This is a genomic window from Nocardioides sp. BGA-UO-ETr-FS32 (genome assembly GCF_059567905.1).
Genome location: NZ_JCAQOX010000016.1, coordinates 262,732 through 278,770, shown reverse-complemented (window position 1 = coordinate 278,770; position 16,039 = coordinate 262,732). Strand labels below are relative to the sequence as shown.

18 protein-coding genes and 3 tRNA genes are annotated in these 16,039 nt (G+C 71.8%); 9 read left to right on the top strand and 12 right to left on the bottom strand.

All coding sequences use genetic code 11. The features are described 5' to 3' along the window. Positions 1-19: 19 nt before the first annotated feature. The 9 genes from lgt to AC57BS_RS18940 form a co-directional block, all read right to left on the bottom strand. On the bottom strand, positions 20-985 hold the full coding sequence (gene lgt, locus AC57BS_RS18980; RefSeq protein ID WP_496413007.1) for a prolipoprotein diacylglyceryl transferase: 966 nt from the start codon (positions 983-985) through the stop codon (positions 20-22). Positions 986-993: 8 nt separating this feature from the next. Then, positions 994-1,605 carry an SCO family protein gene (locus AC57BS_RS18975; RefSeq protein WP_496413006.1) on the bottom strand — a complete coding sequence of 204 codons (612 nt, stop codon included), beginning with the start codon at positions 1,603-1,605 and terminating at the stop codon, positions 994-996. Next, complete coding sequence (trpA, locus tag AC57BS_RS18970; protein ID WP_496413005.1) at positions 1,592-2,398, bottom strand: tryptophan synthase subunit alpha; 807 nt, start codon at positions 2,396-2,398, stop codon at positions 1,592-1,594. Before trpA ends, AC57BS_RS18975 begins: the two co-directional genes overlap by 14 nt. Then, on the bottom strand, positions 2,395-3,654 hold the full coding sequence (trpB, locus tag AC57BS_RS18965) for a tryptophan synthase subunit beta (RefSeq protein WP_496413004.1): 1,260 nt from the start codon (positions 3,652-3,654) through the stop codon (positions 2,395-2,397). Before trpB ends, trpA begins: the two co-directional genes overlap by 4 nt. 23 nt (positions 3,655-3,677) lie before the next feature. After that, on the bottom strand, positions 3,678-4,475 hold the full coding sequence (gene trpC / locus AC57BS_RS18960) for an indole-3-glycerol phosphate synthase TrpC (protein ID WP_496413003.1): 798 nt from the start codon (positions 4,473-4,475) through the stop codon (positions 3,678-3,680). 79 nt (positions 4,476-4,554) lie between these two features. Next, entirely contained in the window at positions 4,555-4,755 is a 201-nt protein-coding gene (locus tag AC57BS_RS18955; RefSeq protein WP_496413002.1) for an HGxxPAAW family protein, read from the bottom strand. Between the two features lie 67 nt (positions 4,756-4,822). Continuing rightward, the gene (locus tag AC57BS_RS18950; protein ID WP_496413001.1) at positions 4,823-5,419 is read right to left on the bottom strand and encodes a Trp biosynthesis-associated membrane protein; all 597 of its coding nucleotides are present in this window, start codon (positions 5,417-5,419) and stop codon (positions 4,823-4,825) included. Further along, complete coding sequence (gene hisI, locus AC57BS_RS18945) at positions 5,412-5,774, bottom strand: phosphoribosyl-AMP cyclohydrolase (protein ID WP_496413000.1); 363 nt, start codon at positions 5,772-5,774, stop codon at positions 5,412-5,414. The genes AC57BS_RS18950 and hisI overlap by 8 nt, the downstream gene beginning before the upstream one ends. Beyond that, the gene (locus AC57BS_RS18940) at positions 5,771-6,601 is read right to left on the bottom strand and encodes an aminotransferase class IV (RefSeq protein ID WP_496412999.1); all 831 of its coding nucleotides are present in this window, start codon (positions 6,599-6,601) and stop codon (positions 5,771-5,773) included. The genes hisI and AC57BS_RS18940 overlap by 4 nt, the downstream gene beginning before the upstream one ends. 174 nt (positions 6,602-6,775) lie before the next feature. Here AC57BS_RS18940 and AC57BS_RS18935 point away from each other — a divergent pair. The 3 genes from AC57BS_RS18935 (at position 6,776) to AC57BS_RS18925 (ending at position 7,044) form a co-directional block, all read left to right on the top strand. Further along, positions 6,776-6,848: transfer RNA gene (locus AC57BS_RS18935), tRNA-Gly, on the top strand. Between the two features lie 33 nt (positions 6,849-6,881). After that, positions 6,882-6,952 (top strand) — tRNA-Cys (locus AC57BS_RS18930). Between the two features lie 20 nt (positions 6,953-6,972). Beyond that, positions 6,973-7,044, top strand: a tRNA-Val gene (locus AC57BS_RS18925). A gap of 81 nt (positions 7,045-7,125) precedes the next feature. Here the strand turns inward: AC57BS_RS18925 and AC57BS_RS18920 are convergent. The 3 genes from AC57BS_RS18920 to AC57BS_RS18910 are packed head-to-tail and all read right to left on the bottom strand — an operon-like array spanning position 7,126 to position 9,204. Further along, entirely contained in the window at positions 7,126-7,491 is a 366-nt protein-coding gene (locus AC57BS_RS18920; RefSeq protein ID WP_496412998.1) for a hypothetical protein, read from the bottom strand. Positions 7,492-7,519: 28 nt separating this feature from the next. Continuing rightward, complete coding sequence (locus AC57BS_RS18915) at positions 7,520-8,284, bottom strand: ABC transporter permease (protein ID WP_496412997.1); 765 nt, start codon at positions 8,282-8,284, stop codon at positions 7,520-7,522. Beyond that, complete coding sequence (locus tag AC57BS_RS18910) at positions 8,281-9,204, bottom strand: ABC transporter ATP-binding protein (protein ID WP_496412996.1); 924 nt, start codon at positions 9,202-9,204, stop codon at positions 8,281-8,283. Before AC57BS_RS18910 ends, AC57BS_RS18915 begins: the two co-directional genes overlap by 4 nt. Positions 9,205-9,442: 238 nt before the next feature. On the opposite strand from AC57BS_RS18910, the gene AC57BS_RS18905 reads away from it, so the two are divergent. The 6 genes from AC57BS_RS18905 (at position 9,443) to AC57BS_RS18880 (ending at position 16,039) form a co-directional block, all read left to right on the top strand. After that, positions 9,443-11,392, top strand: coding sequence for a sensor histidine kinase (locus AC57BS_RS18905; RefSeq protein WP_496412995.1), 1,950 nt, complete (start codon positions 9,443-9,445; stop codon positions 11,390-11,392). Continuing rightward, positions 11,383-12,024: a response regulator transcription factor gene (locus AC57BS_RS18900; protein ID WP_496412994.1), complete on the top strand. Its 642-nt coding sequence runs from the start codon at positions 11,383-11,385 to the stop codon at positions 12,022-12,024. The genes AC57BS_RS18905 and AC57BS_RS18900 overlap by 10 nt, the downstream gene beginning before the upstream one ends. A 383-nt stretch (positions 12,025-12,407) precedes the next feature. Continuing rightward, positions 12,408-13,592 carry a hypothetical protein gene (locus AC57BS_RS18895; protein WP_496412993.1) on the top strand — a complete coding sequence of 395 codons (1,185 nt, stop codon included), beginning with the start codon at positions 12,408-12,410 and terminating at the stop codon, positions 13,590-13,592. Between the two features lie 81 nt (positions 13,593-13,673). Next, a complete protein-coding gene (locus AC57BS_RS18890) occupies positions 13,674-13,976 on the top strand; it encodes an urease subunit gamma (RefSeq protein WP_496412992.1) in 303 nt (100 codons plus the stop codon). A 31-nt stretch (positions 13,977-14,007) separates the two neighbouring features. Continuing rightward, complete coding sequence (ureB, locus tag AC57BS_RS18885) at positions 14,008-14,346, top strand: urease subunit beta (RefSeq protein ID WP_496412991.1); 339 nt, start codon at positions 14,008-14,010, stop codon at positions 14,344-14,346. Continuing rightward, the gene (locus tag AC57BS_RS18880; RefSeq protein ID WP_496412990.1) at positions 14,339-16,039 is read left to right on the top strand and encodes an urease subunit alpha; all 1,701 of its coding nucleotides are present in this window, start codon (positions 14,339-14,341) and stop codon (positions 16,037-16,039) included. The genes ureB and AC57BS_RS18880 overlap by 8 nt, the downstream gene beginning before the upstream one ends.

The following is a 16,039-nucleotide window of genomic DNA, read 5'->3' as shown; positions in this document are numbered from 1 at the left end:
GCCGGTGGCCTACGACGTGTCAGGCCGTGGGACCGGTCGACGGCTTGCTGTCAGCGTCCGACCCGCCGTCCGCCCCGTGCTCCGGCTCGGTGTCCGGTGCCGTGTCCGTGTCGGCCTTCGGCTCGCGGGTGCGGACCGTCTCCTCGCGACCGGGGTGCCGGCGCGCGGACCACGCGAGATAGATCGTCGCGAGGACGAACAGCACGATCGAGGTCCACACGTTGAGCCGCAGGCCGAGGACGTCGTCCATCTGCACGTCGTCGATGCGCAGGTTCTCGATCCAGCCGCGCCCGGCGGTGTAGAGCATCACGTAGAGCGCGGCCACGCGACCGTGCCCGAGGCGGAAGCGACGGTCGAGCCAGATGAGCACGGCGAAGGCGGCGAGGTTCCACAGGCACTCGTAGAGGAAGGTCGGGTGGTAGGTCGCCACGTCGAGGTACTCCGCCGGCCGGTGGGCGACGTCGATCTCGAGGGCCCAGGGCAGGTCGGTGGGGCGGCCGTAGAGCTCCTGGTTGAACCAGTTGCCCCATCGTCCCGCCGCCTGCGCGACGAGCACGCCCGGCGCGATGGCGTCGAGGAGCGGGAGCAGCCTGATCCCGCGCGAGCGCGCGCCCAGCCAGATACCGAGCGCACCGAGGGCGATCGCTCCCCAGATGCCGAGGCCACCACGCCAGATGTACAGCGCGGTGACGGGGTTGCGGCCCTCGCCGAAGTAGAGCTCCCAGTCGGTGATCACGTGGTAGAGACGCCCGCCGACGAGGCCGAAGGGCACGCCCCAGATCGCCAGGTCGCTGACCTCGCCCGCCGTGCCCCCGCGCGCGACCCAGCGGCGCTCGCCGATCCAGATGGCGAGCACGATGCCGAGGATGATGCTGAGCGCGTAGCCGCGGATCGGCACGGGGCCGAGGTTCCACACCCCGTCGGCGGGGCTCGGGATGGACATCAGGGTCACGAGCGGCGCCGGCAGGGAGACCATCGAGAACATGGGGAGCATCATCCTTCGTCGAGCAACATGAGGACGTCGTGGGCCAGCTGGGCCTGCGAGACGTCGTGGTCCCACATGATGGGGGTCTGGTCGTCGGCGTCGATGGCCATCACCCGCGTGCCGTGGGTGACGTCATAGCCGCCGCTCGGCAGCTTCTCGCCCTGGTCGACCCCGACGTAGAGGCTCTTGCCGACCTCGACGATGTCGTCGAGGTCGCCGGTCAGCCCGATGATGCTCGGGTCGAAGGCACTGACGTATTCGTCCACGACCGCCACGTCGTCCCGCGCCGGGTCGGTGGTCACGAAGACCACGTCGAGCTGCTCCTTCTCGCTGTCGTCGAGCCGGGCGAGCGTCCCGGCGAGCGTGGCCATCACCTGCCCGCAGATGTCGGGGCAGTTGGTGTAGCCGAAGAAGACGAGCGTGAGGTCCTTGTCGGTGTCGTCGACCAGGCTGTACGCGTCGCCGGCGGTGTCGACGAGCGGCGTCGCGACCACCTGGGCGGGCGGGTCCAGCGGGGTGCCGCTCAGCTCCATCTCGCCGCTCGAGCCCGTCGCACCCCCGCCGCAGGCGGTCAGCAGTGCGAGCAGGGCGAGCGAACCCAGCGCCCTACGACCGCGCACGGCGTACGCCCGCGGCGAGGTCGGTGGTGAGGGCGCGCAGCGCGTCGAGCCCGGCGGCCTCGTCACCCTCGTGGTCGAGCAGGCACCGGACGAACGCGGAGCCGACGATCACGCCGTCGGCGTAGGCAGCCACCTCGGCGGCCTGGTCCCCGGTGCTGACGCCGATGCCGACCGCGACGGGGACGTCGCCGCCCGCACGCACGCGCGCGACCAGCGGCCCGGCGAGGTCCGAGCTCGACTCGCGGGCGCCCGTGACGCCCATGACGGCGGCGGCGTAGACGAAGCCGCGGCTCTCCCTGGCGGTCATCGCGACCCGCTCGTCGGTGGAGCTCGGCGCGACGAGGAACACCTTGTCGAGGCCGTGCTCGTCGGCCGCGGCGATCCACTCGCCGCCGTGGTCGGGGGTGATGTCGGGCGTGATCATGCCCGCTCCCCCGGCGGCGGCCAGGTCGGCGGCCCACCGGCGCACGCCGTAGCGCTCGATCGGGTTCCAGTAGGTCATCACCAGGGTCGGGACACCGGTCTCCGCGACGGCCTCGACGACCCGCAGGACGTCCGCGGTGCGTACGCCGCCGTCGAGCGCCGCCTGCGCGGCGGCCTGGATGGTGGGCCCGTCCATCACCGGGTCGCTGTAGGGCAGGCCGATCTCGATGGCGTCGCAGCCCGCCTCGACCATCGTCCGGAGCGCCCTGATCGAGCCCTCGACGGTGGGATAGCCGGCGGGGAGGTAGCCGACGAGCGCTGCCCGGCCCTCCTCGCGCGCCGTCGCGAACGCGGTGCTCGTCGACGTCACTCCACGACCTCCGCCGAGGCCTGCTCGAGGTCCGACTCCGGGCCCTCCTCGGCGTCGCCGAGCCCGAACCACTCGATGGCGGTGCCCATGTCCTTGTCGCCGCGACCGCTCAGATTGATGAGCACCGTCGCGTCGGGACCCTTCTCCTGCCCGAGCCGCTTGGCGACGTCGAGGGCGCCGGCGACGGCGTGGGCCGACTCGATGGCCGGGATGATGCCTTCCGTACGGCTCAGCAGCGCCATGGCCTCCATCGCCTGGGCGTCCGTGACAGGCGTGTACGTCGCCCGCCCGGCCGCGGACAGCCACGAGTGCTGCGGCCCCACGCCGGGGTAGTCGAGGCCGGCCGAGATCGAGTGCGACTCGACCGTCTGGCCGTCCTCGTCCTGGAGGACGTAGGTGCGGGCGCCGTGCAGCACCCCCGCCTCACCGGCGTGGATGGTCGCGGCGTGCCGGCCGGTCTCGACGCCGTCGCCACCGGGCTCGAAGCCGTGGATCTCGACGTTCTCGTCCTCGAGGAACGCGGTGAACAGGCCGATGGCATTGGACCCACCGCCGACGCACGCCGCGATGGCATCGGGCAGCACGCCGTACTGCTCGAGGCACTGGGCGCGGGCCTCGTCGCCGATGCCACGGCAGAAGTCGCGCACCATGCTCGGGAACGGGTGCGGGCCGGCGGCCGTGCCGAAGAGGTAGGCGGTGTGGTCGACGCTGGCGACCCAGTCGCGCAGCGCCTCGTTGATCGCGTCCTTCAGCGTCGCGCTGCCGGACTCGACGGGCACGACCTTCGCCCCGAGGAGCTGCATGCGGGCGACGTTGAGCGCCTGGCGGCGCGTGTCGACCGCGCCCATGTAGACGGTGCAGTCGAGGTCGAACCATGCGGCCGCGGTGGCGCTCGCGACGCCGTGCTGCCCGGCGCCGGTCTCGGCGATGACGCGGGTCTTGCCCATCCGCCTGGTCAGCAGCGCCTGGCCGAGCACGTTGCGGATCTTGTGGGCGCCGGTGTGGTTGAGGTCCTCGCGCTTGAGCAGCACGCGGGCGCCGACGAGCTCGGAGAGCCGCTCGGCGTGGTAGAGCCGGCTGGGGGTGCCGGCGTAGTCGCGCAGCACCCGCTCGAAGTCGCCGACGAACGCCTCGTCGGCCATCGCCTCCCGCCACGCGTCGGTCAGCTCGTCGAGCGCGGCGACGAGGGCCTCGGGCATGAAGCGCCCGCCCCACGTCTCCCCGAAGTAGCCGCGCTCGTCGGCCTCGTACCTCATCGGACCACTGGGCACGCTCACGCTCACGGTGCAGTCACTCCTGTCATTGCTCGTACGGCGGCCTCGGGGTCGCCGTCCTTCACCAGTGCCTCGCCGACCAGCACGACTCCCGCTCCCTCGCGGACGAAGCGCTCGACGTCGCCCACCCCGCCGATGCCGCTCTCGGCGACCTTGACGACGTCGGCGTGGATCTGGGGGGCGAGGCGGCCGAAGACGTCGGCGTCCACCTCGAGGGTCTTGAGGTTGCGGCTGTTGACGCCGATGAGCTCGGCGTCGAGGGCGAGCGCGCGCTCGGTCTCGGCCTCGTCGTGGACCTCCACGAGGACGGTCAGGCCGAGCTCGCCGGCCTCGTCGTGGAGGCGGCGCAGGGTGTCGTCGTCGAGGGCGGCGACGATCAGCAGCGCGAGGTCGGCACCGGCGGCGCGGGCCTCGACGAGCTGGTAGGTCTCGACGATGAAGTCCTTGCGCAGGACCGGCGTCTCGACCGCGGCGCGTACGGCACGCAGGTCGTCGAGGCTGCCGCCGAAGCGGCGCTCCTCGGTGAGCACCGAGATCGCCGCGGCGCCACCCCGCGCGTAGGCCGCGGCGAGGGCCGCCGGGTCGGGGATGTCGGCGAGGGCGCCCTTGCTGGGGCTGCGGCGCTTCACCTCGGCGATGACACTCGAGCCACGCGCCCGGAAGTGCGGCATCGGGTCGCGCGGTGCGGGGGCGTCGGCGAGGTGGGCGAGCAGCTCGCCCAGCGGGAGCGCGGCCTCGCGGCGCGCGAGGTCCTCGCGTACGCCGGCGACGATGTCGTCGAGCACGGAACCGGTCGCAGGCATGGGATCAGCCTCTCACCCGACTCCAGCCCCAGCGGGACCGGTGCCAGTGGACGGACGGCGTGAGGGCCGACCGGACGGCTCAGTGGTCGGAGGCGTGGAAGCCGAGCTTGGAGAGCACGAGGAACAGCGGGAACGCCAGCACGGCGACGATGATGCCGATCCACAGCAGGGTCATCTGCGTCGGCACCTGGAGCAGGGCGACGCTGCCCACCACGAAGCCGAGCATCGCGACCGACACCGCGGTCCAAGCAGCGGGGGTGTTGCCGTGGCCTGCAGCCATCGTGGGTGCTCCTTCGTCGGGTCGGCGGGTCCGCGCCGAAGTCTAGGCGGTGGGGTCGGGCGGTGGCTCAGGCGGTCGGGTCGCGGCCCTCGTCGAGCGCCTTCCAGATGTCGATGTTGTCGGTGGGCTGCTCCGTCGTCGCCTCGCGCGCACCGGCGGGCGAGTCGTACCGGCTGCCCATCTCCGGCCACGTGCGGACGAGGCGCAGCGCGAGGAGGGTGCTCGTCAGCACGAGGAGCGCGGCGACCACCGCGAGCCAGAACCAGCCGGTGAGCGACGTCTCGTCGAGCACTCCCCCGGTGCGCACGCGCACCTGCTCGACGAGGTGGTCCGGCAGGCTGAACGGCGCCCACGCGACGGTCGCGACGTAGCCGAGGGCGGCGAGCACGGCCAGGCCGGCGATCCCGCGCCGGAAGCGACCGCGCGTGACAAGCAGGACGCCCCAGCAGGCCAGGACCACGAAGGCCAGGGCCGTGCCCAGCGGCGAGGACGCGATCTCGCCGAAGGCCGTCGATGCCACTCCGACAGCCGACTCCGCCCCCGTCCCGGTGACCCAGGGCTTGCTCGCGGCGTACGCGCCCAGCGCGGCGGAGGCGAGGCCGAGCGCGACGACGGGTCCGAACGTCCCGCGGGGCGGTCGCGGCTGCTCGACCGGCTCAGCCATCGACCCGGTGCACCAGGTCGGCGTCGAAACAGGTGTGGTCGCCGGTGTGGCAGGCAGCACCGACCTGGTCGACGACGAAGAGCAGCGTGTCGCCGTCGCAGTCGAGCCGGACCTCCTTGACCCACTGCACGTGGCCGGACGTGTCGCCCTTGACCCAGTACTCGCGGCGCGAGCGTGACCAGTAGGTCGCTCGGCCGGTGTCGATGGTGCGGGCGAGCGCCTCGTCGTCGACCCAGGCCAGCATCAGCACCTCGCCCGAGCCGTGCTGCTGCACGACGACGGGCACGAGGCCCTCGGCGGTGTGGCGCAGGCGAGCGGCGATCGCGGGGTCGAGGCCCGAGCTGGTGTTGCTCATGGATCCATGGTCTCAGCCTCGCGGGCGGCCCAGGTCTCCGCACACCTCTGCGTGACCGGTCCGGGCGCGGGGAGCTCGCGGTCGTCCCACCGGGCGATGGCCTGGACGTCCCTCGTGGTGGACACCAGGAAGGCCTCGCTCGCCCGCTCGCGCACGTCGGCCAGCGGCTCGTCGACCTCACGTGCGCCGCACCACTCGACGACCAGCTCGCGGGTGATCCCGGCGAGGCAGCCGGCGGCCAGGCTCGGGGTGCGCAGCTCGCCGTCGAGGACGTAGAAGATGTTGGAGCCGGTGCCCTCGCAGAGGTGGCCCGCGGTGTTGGCGAAGATCGCCTCGGTCCCGCCATGCGCCTGCGCGTGGGCCAGCGCGATGACGTTCTCGGCGTACGACGTGGTCTTGAGGCCGGCGGTGGCGCCGTGCTCGTTGCGGCTCCACGGGACGGTCACGACCGTCGTCTCGCTCGCCGCGACGTCGATGGCGCTGTAGGCCACGACCAGCGTCGCCGGGCCCCCGCCGCGGCCCGAGCCCATCGGCGCCGGGCCGGCCGTCCAGGTGATGCGCAGGCGCCCGATCGGGTCGCCGGTCGCGCCGTCGGCGAGGACTGCGGCGACGCCGCGGCGTACGTCCGCGAGGTCGGGCGCCGGGAGTCCGAGACCGGCGGCGCTGCGCTCGAGGCGGGCGAGGTGACGGGTCAGCGCGAACGGCTCGCCGTGAAGGGTCTTGACCGCCTCGAAGACTCCGTCCCCCACCGTGAAGCCGTGGTCGGTGACAGCCACCGCACCCTGCGTCGGGTCGGTCAGGAGAGTGCCGTTCAGCCAAGCGCGCATGGGCGTCACTCTAGGGCTGCCGACCCGCACCCGACCCGCACCCGACCCGCACCCGACCCGCCGCCCGACCGGCGGTCGGACACGCGAGCCGGGGGGGCCGATTTTGGTGCCGCGTCGGCCATGGGCTACTGTTCCACTCGCACTCGGGGCCAGTGAAACGGCCACGAAATGCAGGCGGACATAGCTCAGTTGGTAGAGCGCAACCTTGCCAAGGTTGAGGTCGCGAGTTCGAGTCTCGTTGTCCGCTCTGAGGGGTCTCCCAGCACACGTGGGCCTCCACGGTGGGTTGGCCGAGAGGCGAGGCAACGGACTGCAAATCCGTCTACACGGGTTCAAATCCCGTACCCACCTCGCACGACACAACTCAACACGGGCGATTGGCGCAGCGGTAGCGCGCTTCCTTGACACGGAAGAGGTCACTGGTTCAAACCCAGTATCGCCCACCGAGAAGATCGCAGGTCAGAGGCTCCTTCGGGGGCCTCTTTCCTGTTGTCGTGCGATTCGTGTGCGATCGATCCGGTCGATCAGGAGCAGGCAGCGACCGCGTCCGGGAACGCTGCGTCGAGCCCCTCGAAGTCGAGGTGGCTGATGCCGCGCGCGTCGATGCCCTGGCGCTCCGCCCCGTCCGCCATCACGGCGCGCGTGTTGATCGGGGTCTCGACCGAGACACCCGCAGCCCCGGCAAGCACCTGGATGCCGGCGTCGCACAGGTGGGTGAACTGGAACGCGAGGTCGTGGAACGACACGAAGCCGCTGGAGCTGCTGGCCCCGGCCATGGCCTGCGGGGTCATGTGGTTCACGTAGCAGATGTGCGCGCTGGCCGGTCCGAGACCAAGCGCCACCGCGGCAATCGTGCCGACACTGAGGGTGGAGAGGCGACGTACGAACATCGGGTGATTCCTTTCATCGGGCGCGACGTCACAGGACGTCCCGCTTGGGTGTGATTCCGAGCGCGAGGACGACCAGTGCGGCCGTGTAACCGGCGAGGACGAGCCCACCGATGGGAACAGACAGCAACTGCCCGTCGCGGAACCCGTACGACGGACCGAGCTGCAGCAACGAGCTGGCGGCCCCCCAGGGCATCCAGCGCCCCACCGCTGGGAGCACGGGGATGACGACCTGCTCGACTGCGAGCATCCAGACCAGCACCCCGACCACAGCGGCGATCTGGTTCGGGACCAGTGCACCGACCGCGACGCCGATGGCGCCGTACGCCGCCATCACGACGAAGCCGGCCGCGACCGTCTGCCAGAACTGCGCAGCCACGGTCACGTCACCGTCCTGGGAGCGGATCAGCCCGACGCTGAGGGTCACCGACACGGCGAGCGTCACGGTCGTGATGACGAGGCCGGCAATGCCCAGTGACAGCCACTTCGCGACGAGGACGCGCGTGCGCCGCGGTTCGCCCAGGAACGTCGACGTGGCCGTGCCGTAGCGGAACTCCTGGGTGACGGCGAGCGCGCCGAGCAGTGCCATGAGCACCTGAGGAACACCGAAACCCACCCCCACGACGGCCGCCAGGAGACCTGGGTCGTCGAGCGAGAGCGGCGCGTTCTCGTCCAGCACGTCCGGCACGCTCGTCGCCACCGTCAGCGCCACGAGCAGGAGCGCCGCGAGCAACAACGCCGCCGTCGTCCGCGTGCTGCGGAGCTTGAGCAGCTCGGCATCGAGCAGCGCATTCATGCGGGCACCCCGTCGACACGTGGCAGATGTCCTTCTGAGGGGTCGGGCTCCTGGATGAGTCGGAAGAAGGCCTGCTCCAGGTCCGCGGTCCCCACCAGGCCGTGCAGCACGACCCCGTACTGCGCGGCGAGCTCCCCCAGCTGCTCGGGTGCCACGTGCACGACGAGCCCTTCGTCGGTACGGCGGTAGTCATGGCCGGCTGCGTCGAGGACGGCGCAGAGCCGGCCCGGGTCCGGCGTCCGGACACGGGAGCCGACCCCTGCCTCGGCCCGCAGCGCGGCGAGGCTGCACGACCGGATCAGCCGGCCGCGGGCCATGACCAGCACGTGGTCGGCGGTCAGCTCGACCTCGCTCAGGGCATGGCTGGACAACAGCACCGTCCGGCCCTCGTCGGCCAGCCGACGCACCCACGTGCGCAACCACCGGACTCCCGGAGGGTCGAGGCCGTTGGTCGGCTCGTCCAGCACGAGCACGCCCGGATCGCCCAGCATCGCGGCGGCCAGCCCCAGCCGCTGTCGCATCCCGAGGGAGAACTCTCCGACCCGCCGCCCTGCGTCGGCTACCAGCCCGGTCTCGGCCAGGACACGTCCAGGAGCGTCGAGGGCCAGCCCGGACGCGGTGGCGAGGATGCGTAGGTGGTCGAGCGCAGTACGCCCTGGGTGGTAGCCGGAGGCCTCGAGGACCGCGCCGACCTGACGTACCGGGTCCGACAGGTCGACGTACCGCGTGCCGCCCAACGTCGCTGTCCCACTGCTCGGCGCGACAAGCCCGAGCAGCATCCGCAGGGTGGTCGTCTTGCCGGCCCCGTTGGGTCCGAGCAGTGCCGTCACCTGACCCGGTTGCGCGACCGCGCTGACGTCGTCGACCGCAAGCACGTCGCCGAAGGACTTGGTGAGGGCGTCCAGCCGGATGTCATGCATCTCGGCTGCCGATCCGGGTCAGGCCGTGGCCGAGGACGCCGGCGGGGAAGCCGACGACGACGGGCGTGCGCAGTGTGGCCTGCATCGTGGACCTCCTGACGGGTGGGATCACGACGCTAGGAGTCGACGGGCGGTGGCACATCGGGGTGTGCCCGCCACCTGACTCCGTGCCACCACGTAGTTGCCTCGGGTGAGGACTACGTACCCGCCACCGGCCGCGCGGTGGGACCATCGACTGGTGTCCCACACGGCCGCTCGCCACCTCATCGCCGTGGTCGTCGCCGTGACGGTCGCGGCGGAGGCCACGGCGGTCGGGCTCGCCATCGGTACGACGTCGCTCGGCCTGCCCGTCCTCTACGCCGTGACCGCCGTGGTCCAGGTCGCCGCGGCAGCGATCATCGTCTGGCACTACCCCCGACACCCGGTCGGCTGGCTGCTCGCCGCCCTGCCCGCGGCGAGCCAGGCACCCTTCGACGCTGCCCTCGCCTACGGTCGGCGCGGGTACGCCGAGGGCTGGCCGGGCGCAAACCAGGCCGAGGTGGTGAGCCTCTCCTCCTGGATGGCCGGCGGCCTCGTGATCAGCCTGCTCTTCCTGGTGTTCCCGGACGGCCGGTTCCTCTCCCCTCGCTGGTGGTGGGCGGTCGCCGCATGGGTCGTGGGGGCGGTCCTGCTGGTCCCGGGCTGGATCCTCAACCCTCGTCTGGGAGACGACCTCAGCACGGGGGTCAACCCCCTGGCCGTGGACGCGTCCTGGATCGAGCCGGTGTTCGCCGTGGGTACGACCCTGGTCTGCGTCGCCCTGGTGGCTTCCGCACTGGCGCTGGTGGCGCGCTTTCGTCGCTCCCACGGAGTCGAGCGGCAACAGCTGAAGTGGGTGCTGCTCGCGGCTGCGGTGCTGGCGGTCTCGCTTCCGGCAACCGCCGCGCTCTGGAGCGTGTGGACCCCGGTTCGCTACGCCCCCGCTCTGGCCCTGACACTCCTGCCGATCGCCGTCTGCGTGGCGATCGTCCGGCATCGCCTCTACGACATCGACCTCGTGATCAGCCGCACGGTCGCGTACGGAGCGCTCACCGGGGTGCTGGGGGCGTCGTACGCCGGGTTCGTGCTGGCTGTGGGCGCGTTCGTGGCCTCGCCCGTTGCCGCGGCGGCCGCGGCGCTCGTCGTGGCGGCGGCGTTCTGGCCGGTGCGTACGTGGATCCAGGATCGGGTGGACCGGCGGTTCCGCCGGGCGCGCTACGAGTCGTCCCGGGTGATGACGCAGTTCGTCGACCGGCTTCGGCGTGGCGAGGCCGACGCCGATGGCATCGAGGACTCACTGCGCACCGCGGTCGGCGACGGTGGCCTGGCGCTGGGCTTCCGCTCGGAGGGCGTGACGTACGACGTCCACGGCCGGCCCCGCCACCTGACACCAGCACCCGGCCGGCACGTCACCTCGGTCGACACCGGGCACCACGTCGTCACGCTCGTCCAACATCGGGAGACCGACGACCGCCTGGTGGCCGACGTCCTCGACGCCGGCCGGCTGGCACTCGAGATCGCCGCGCTGCAGATGGAGCTGCGCCGCCGGCTGGAGGAGCTGGAGAGCTCCCGGGCACGGATCGTCGCGGTCGCCGACGAGGAGCGACGCCGCCTGGCCCGGGACCTGCACGACGGCGCCCAGCAACGGCTGGTCTCGATCGGGCTCGACCTCCGGCACGCCCAGCACGCGCTCAACGGCACGGCGCCTCCCGAGGTCGACCGCACCCTCGACGGTGCCGTCGCCGAGCTGGGCAACGCCATCGACGAGCTGCGTGAGCTGGCCGTCGGGCTGCGACCTGCCTCCCTGGACCACGGCCTCGGCCCAGCACTGCGCGAGCTCGCCGCCCGATCGCCCGTCCCGGTGGAGCTGGTGGTCCCGACGGACCGGTTCGCTGGGGAGATCGAGGCGGCGGCCTACTTCATCGCCTGCGAGGGGCTCACCAACGCGGTCAAGCACGCAGCTGCGCACCGCGTGGTCCTCGGATTCGTCCGGAGTGCCGGGCAGCTCGTGCTGACCGTCTCCGACGACGGCGCCGGTGGCGCCGACGTACGCCGGGGCAGCGGCCTCCTCGGCCTGATCGACCGCGCCCGTGCGCACGGCGGGAGCCTCACTGTCGACTCGGCCCCGGGCAACGGGACTCGACTGATCGCGAGGCTGCCGTGCGCGTGATCGTGGTCGAGGACCAGGCGCTGCTCCGAGACGGGCTGGTGCGGCTCTTCACCGACAAGGGACACGACGTCGTGGGCTCCCGCGGCGACGCGAGCACGCTCGGCCAGCTGGTGGCGGCCACCGCTCCGGACCTCGTCGTCCTCGACCTGCGGATGCCGCCGACCTTCACCGACGAGGGCGCCACCGCGGCGCGCAGCCTGAAGTCGGAGCTTCCCGAGCTGGGCGTCCTGCTGCTCTCCCAGCACATCGACACGACGAGTGTGGTCGACCTCGTGGCCAAGCCGGGCTTCGGCTACCTGCTCAAGGACCGGGTCTTCGAGGTCGACGAGTTCCTCGACGCCGCCGAGCGCGTGGCCGGCGGCGGGTCGGCGCTGGACCCCAAGGTGGTGTCGGCCCTGATCGCGGCCCAGCACGCGGGCCCGCTCGCGCCGCTGTCCTCCCGAGAGCTGGACGTGCTCCGGCTGATGGCGGAGGGACTCACGAACAGCGGGATCGCCGGCCGGCTGTTCCTCAGCGCGCGCACTGTCGAGGCCCACGTCGGCAACCTGATGCACAAGCTGGAGATCACCGACTCGGACGAGCGTCACCGGAGGGTGCTCGCGGTGCTGTCCTACCTACGCGCCACCCGCTGACCGAGGAGTCTGTCACCATGTACGGCGGCCCCTGGTCCGCCCGTTCGAGGAAGGCAAGGTCCTCCTGCTCCTGACCGGATTCCTGGTCGCGGCATGGACGTCCCTCAGCTGGCCACGCGCCCGGACCCCGGCCACGCCCCCGTAGCGGTTCTTTACCCCATTGGTGAGACGCGCTGGTGCGACGCGTCGTGCCTACGGTGGGGATGCCCGCCGAGACGACTCGAGCAGACCGCGCTTCGCGGGGCCGCTACGAGGGTCGCCGGCCGCATCGGACTCTCACACCCCCCGGGAAGGGCCATGACCATGGCACAGCAGGTTGCACGGAACCACCACCGGCCGGACGCGCCGTTCGGCAGCACGCACGACACCGGGGCGGAGCGCTGATGCGCCGGTACGCCCCCGTGGGGCTGGTCCTCGCCGTGCTCCTCGGCCTGATGCTCATGCTGCCCGCGTCGTCCGAGCCGTCGAGCGGGGACAGCGGGCCGACCGTGGAGGAGTTCAACGCGCTCGAGGCCCGGGTGACGACCCTCGAGAAGGCGGTGGCAGAGCTCCAGACCCCGACCGAGACGCCGACCGGGACGCCGACCGGGACGCCGACCGAGACCCCCACCTCGACGCCGACCGCGACCCCCACCGAGACCCCCACCTCGACACCGACCGAGACGCCGACCGCGACCCCCACCGAGACCCCCACCTCGACACCGACCGAGACGCCGACCGCGACCCCCACGGAGACCCCGACCTCCGGCCCTGACGTGCCACCTGCCGCGGCGGACTTCCCGACTCCCGACTCCGTCGGCCCCACCACCGAGCCGACAGCGGCCTACACCGGCAGCTGCACCGTCACGACCGACGGTCTCGTGATCGAGAACCGGATCGTCAACTGCCCGGAAACCGCCCTCGTCATCGACGCGGAAGGTGTCGTGATCCGCAACTCGGTCGTCAGAGGGGGCATCTACACCACCTTCGGCGCCACGTCCCCGGCGTCCGAGGACGACGACCACCCGCGCGTCTTCACCGTCGAGTCCTCGCGCATCACCAGTGGCACGACGCCCAGCAACAACCGAGCCCTCGGATACGCCCACTACAAGGTGACCGACTCCGTCATCATCGGCTCCCACAGCGGGCTGTGGGCCCACAACAAGGTCGAGCTGGTGGGCAACTACATCGCCACGGACGGCACCTCGACCCACCAGTCCGGGCTGCGGATGCTGAAGAACAGCACGCTGCGCGGCAACACGGTCCACTGCAAGTCGTCCGGCACCACCCGCGAGACCAGCGGATGCTCCGCCAATGCCGTCTTTTACCGCGAGTTCGGTGTGCCGCAGAACCTGACCATCGAGGGGAACTACTTCCCCTACGATCCCGAGACTGGTGGCGGCTGGTTCGCCACCCGGTTCATCGACTGCCACCTGGTTGACGTCTGCGTGAACATCAAGATGATCGGCAACCTCTTCGATCGCGGCCAGGGCACCGACGCGGGAGAGTTCCCCGACGACTCGGGCGACGTCTGGGCGGAGAACTACTGGACGGACGGCGTGCCCGCGCTCAGCGGACAGGTTCGTTGACGGTCCTCCGGTCGCCGTAACACCGAATTAACGTGGATCGGTGCTGCCTCGAAACGCAGGCGCCTTAGGTTCACCGTCACCATGCACCTGACACCGGCCGACAGCGAGAAGCTCCTGCTCGCCGTCGCCGGCATGGTCGCGCGCGACCGCCTCGCCAGAGGTGTGCGGCTCAACCACCCGGAGACCGTGGCGCTGCTGAGCACCTGGGTCATCGAACGGGCGCGCGAGGGGGCGAGCGTGGCCGACCTCATGGAGACCGGACGCCACGTGCTCAGCCGTGACCAGGTGATGCCCGAGGTGGCGTCCATGCTGACCGACGTGCAGGTGGAGGCCACCTTTCCGGACGGTCGCAAGCTCGTCACGCTCCACCACCCCATCGCCTGACGCACCACCGACCCCGAGACAGGAGGAGACCGTGGCCGACCTGCCCAGCGGACCCGGCGAGATCCGGACCATGGACGGGACCGTCGTGCTCAACGCGGATCGCGGACCCGACGAACGCATCGACCTGGTCATCGTCAACACCGGGGACCGTCCCGTCCAGATCGGGTCGCACATCCACCTCCCCGACGTGAACGCCGCGTTGTCCTTCGACCGGGGAGCTGCCGCGGGCCACCGCCTGGACATCCCGTCGGGCACCAGCAGGCGATTCGAGCCCGGCGCGTCGCAGTCGGTCCGCGCGGTGACGCTTCGCGGCCGTCGCCACGTGCCGGGGATCCAGGTGCGCCCGAACCCGGGGGCCACGGGTGGTTGAGATCAGCCGCAGCGCCTACGCCGCGCTCTACGGACCCACCACCGGTGACCAGGTGCGCCTGGCCGACACCGACCTGTGGATCGAGGTCGAGCGCGACCTCACCTTCGGCGGCGAGGAGGCGGTGTTCGGCGGTGGGAAGTCGATCCGCGAGTCGATGCACCAGTCCACCACGACGCGTGCGGACGGAGCCCTGGACACGGTCATCACCAGCGCCCTGGTCCTGGACCACTGGGGCGTCGTCAAGGCCGACGTCGGGCTCCGCGACGGGCGCATCGTCGCCCTGGGGCGGAGCGGGAACCCCGACATCGCCGACGGGGTGCACCCGGACCTCGTCATCGGGCCGTCCACGGACGTCATCTCGGGCGAGGGCAAGATCCTCACGGCCGGAGGCATCGACGTGCACGTGCACTTCCTCTCCCGCTCGCAGGTCCACGAGGCCCTCGCCACGGGGATCACCACCCTGGGCGGTGGCGGCACGGGCCCCTCCGAGGGCTCGAAGGCCACCACCGTGACCCCCGGTGCCTGGCACCTGCGCGCCGTGCACCGTGCGCTGGACCCCCTCCCGGTCAACGTGCTGCTGATGGGCAAGGGCAACACCGTCTCCGCCGCGGCGCTTGCCGAGCAGGCCCTGGCGGGCGCTGCCGCCTACAAGGTCCACGAGGACTGGGGCTCGACGCCCGCCGCCATCGACGCGGCGCTCCGCGCGGCCGACGAGCACGGCCTCCAGGTCGCGCTGCACTCCGACAGCCTCAACGAGGCGGGCTACCTCGAGTCGACGCTGCGGGCGATCGGGGGCCGCTCCATCCACGCCTTCCACGCCGAGGGTGCCGGCGGCGGTCACGCGCCCGACATCGTCCGGGTGGCAGGCGAGCCGTACGTCATCCCGGGGTCGACCAACCCGACGCTGCCGCACACCGTCAACACCGTCGCCGAGCACCTCGACATGCTCATGGTCTGCCACCACCTCAGCCCGCGCGTCCCGGAGGACCTCGCGTTCGCCGAGTCCAGGATCCGGGCGACGACGATCGCCGCCGAGGACGTGCTGCACGACATCGGCGCCATGTCGATCACCTCCTCCGACGCCCAGGCCATGGGCCGCATCGGCGAGGTCGTCACGCGCACGTGGCAGGTGGCGCACACGATGAAGGCCCGGTTCGGGGCGCTCGGCGCCGGGCCGGCCGACAACGAGCGCGCGCGCCGCTACGTGGCGAAGTACACGATCAACCCGGCGATCGCCCACGGCATCGACCACGAGGTCGGCTCCATCGAGGCCGGCAAGCTCGCCGACCTCGTCCTCTGGGACCCGCGCTTCTTCGGCGTACGCCCCTCGATCGTGCTCAAGGGTGGCGCCCTCGTGTACGCCGCGCTCGGGGACGCGAACGCCTCGATCCCCACGCCCCAGCCGGTCCTCATGCGGCCGACCCTGGTCGAGGACGACGGTGCCGACCACTCCGTCACCTTCGTCGCCCAGGCAGCTCTCGAGGCCGGGCTGGCGGCCGACCTGGGCCTTCGGCGTCGGCTCGCGGCGGTGCGACCCACCCGCGACATCGGCAAGGCGCAGATGGTGAACAATGACGCGCTCCCGGTGATCGTCGTCGACCCGGAGACGTTCGCCATCGACATCGACGGCGAACGCGTGGTGCCCGCCCCGGCGACGTGGCTCCCGCTCGCCCAGCTCTACACGATGTTCTGA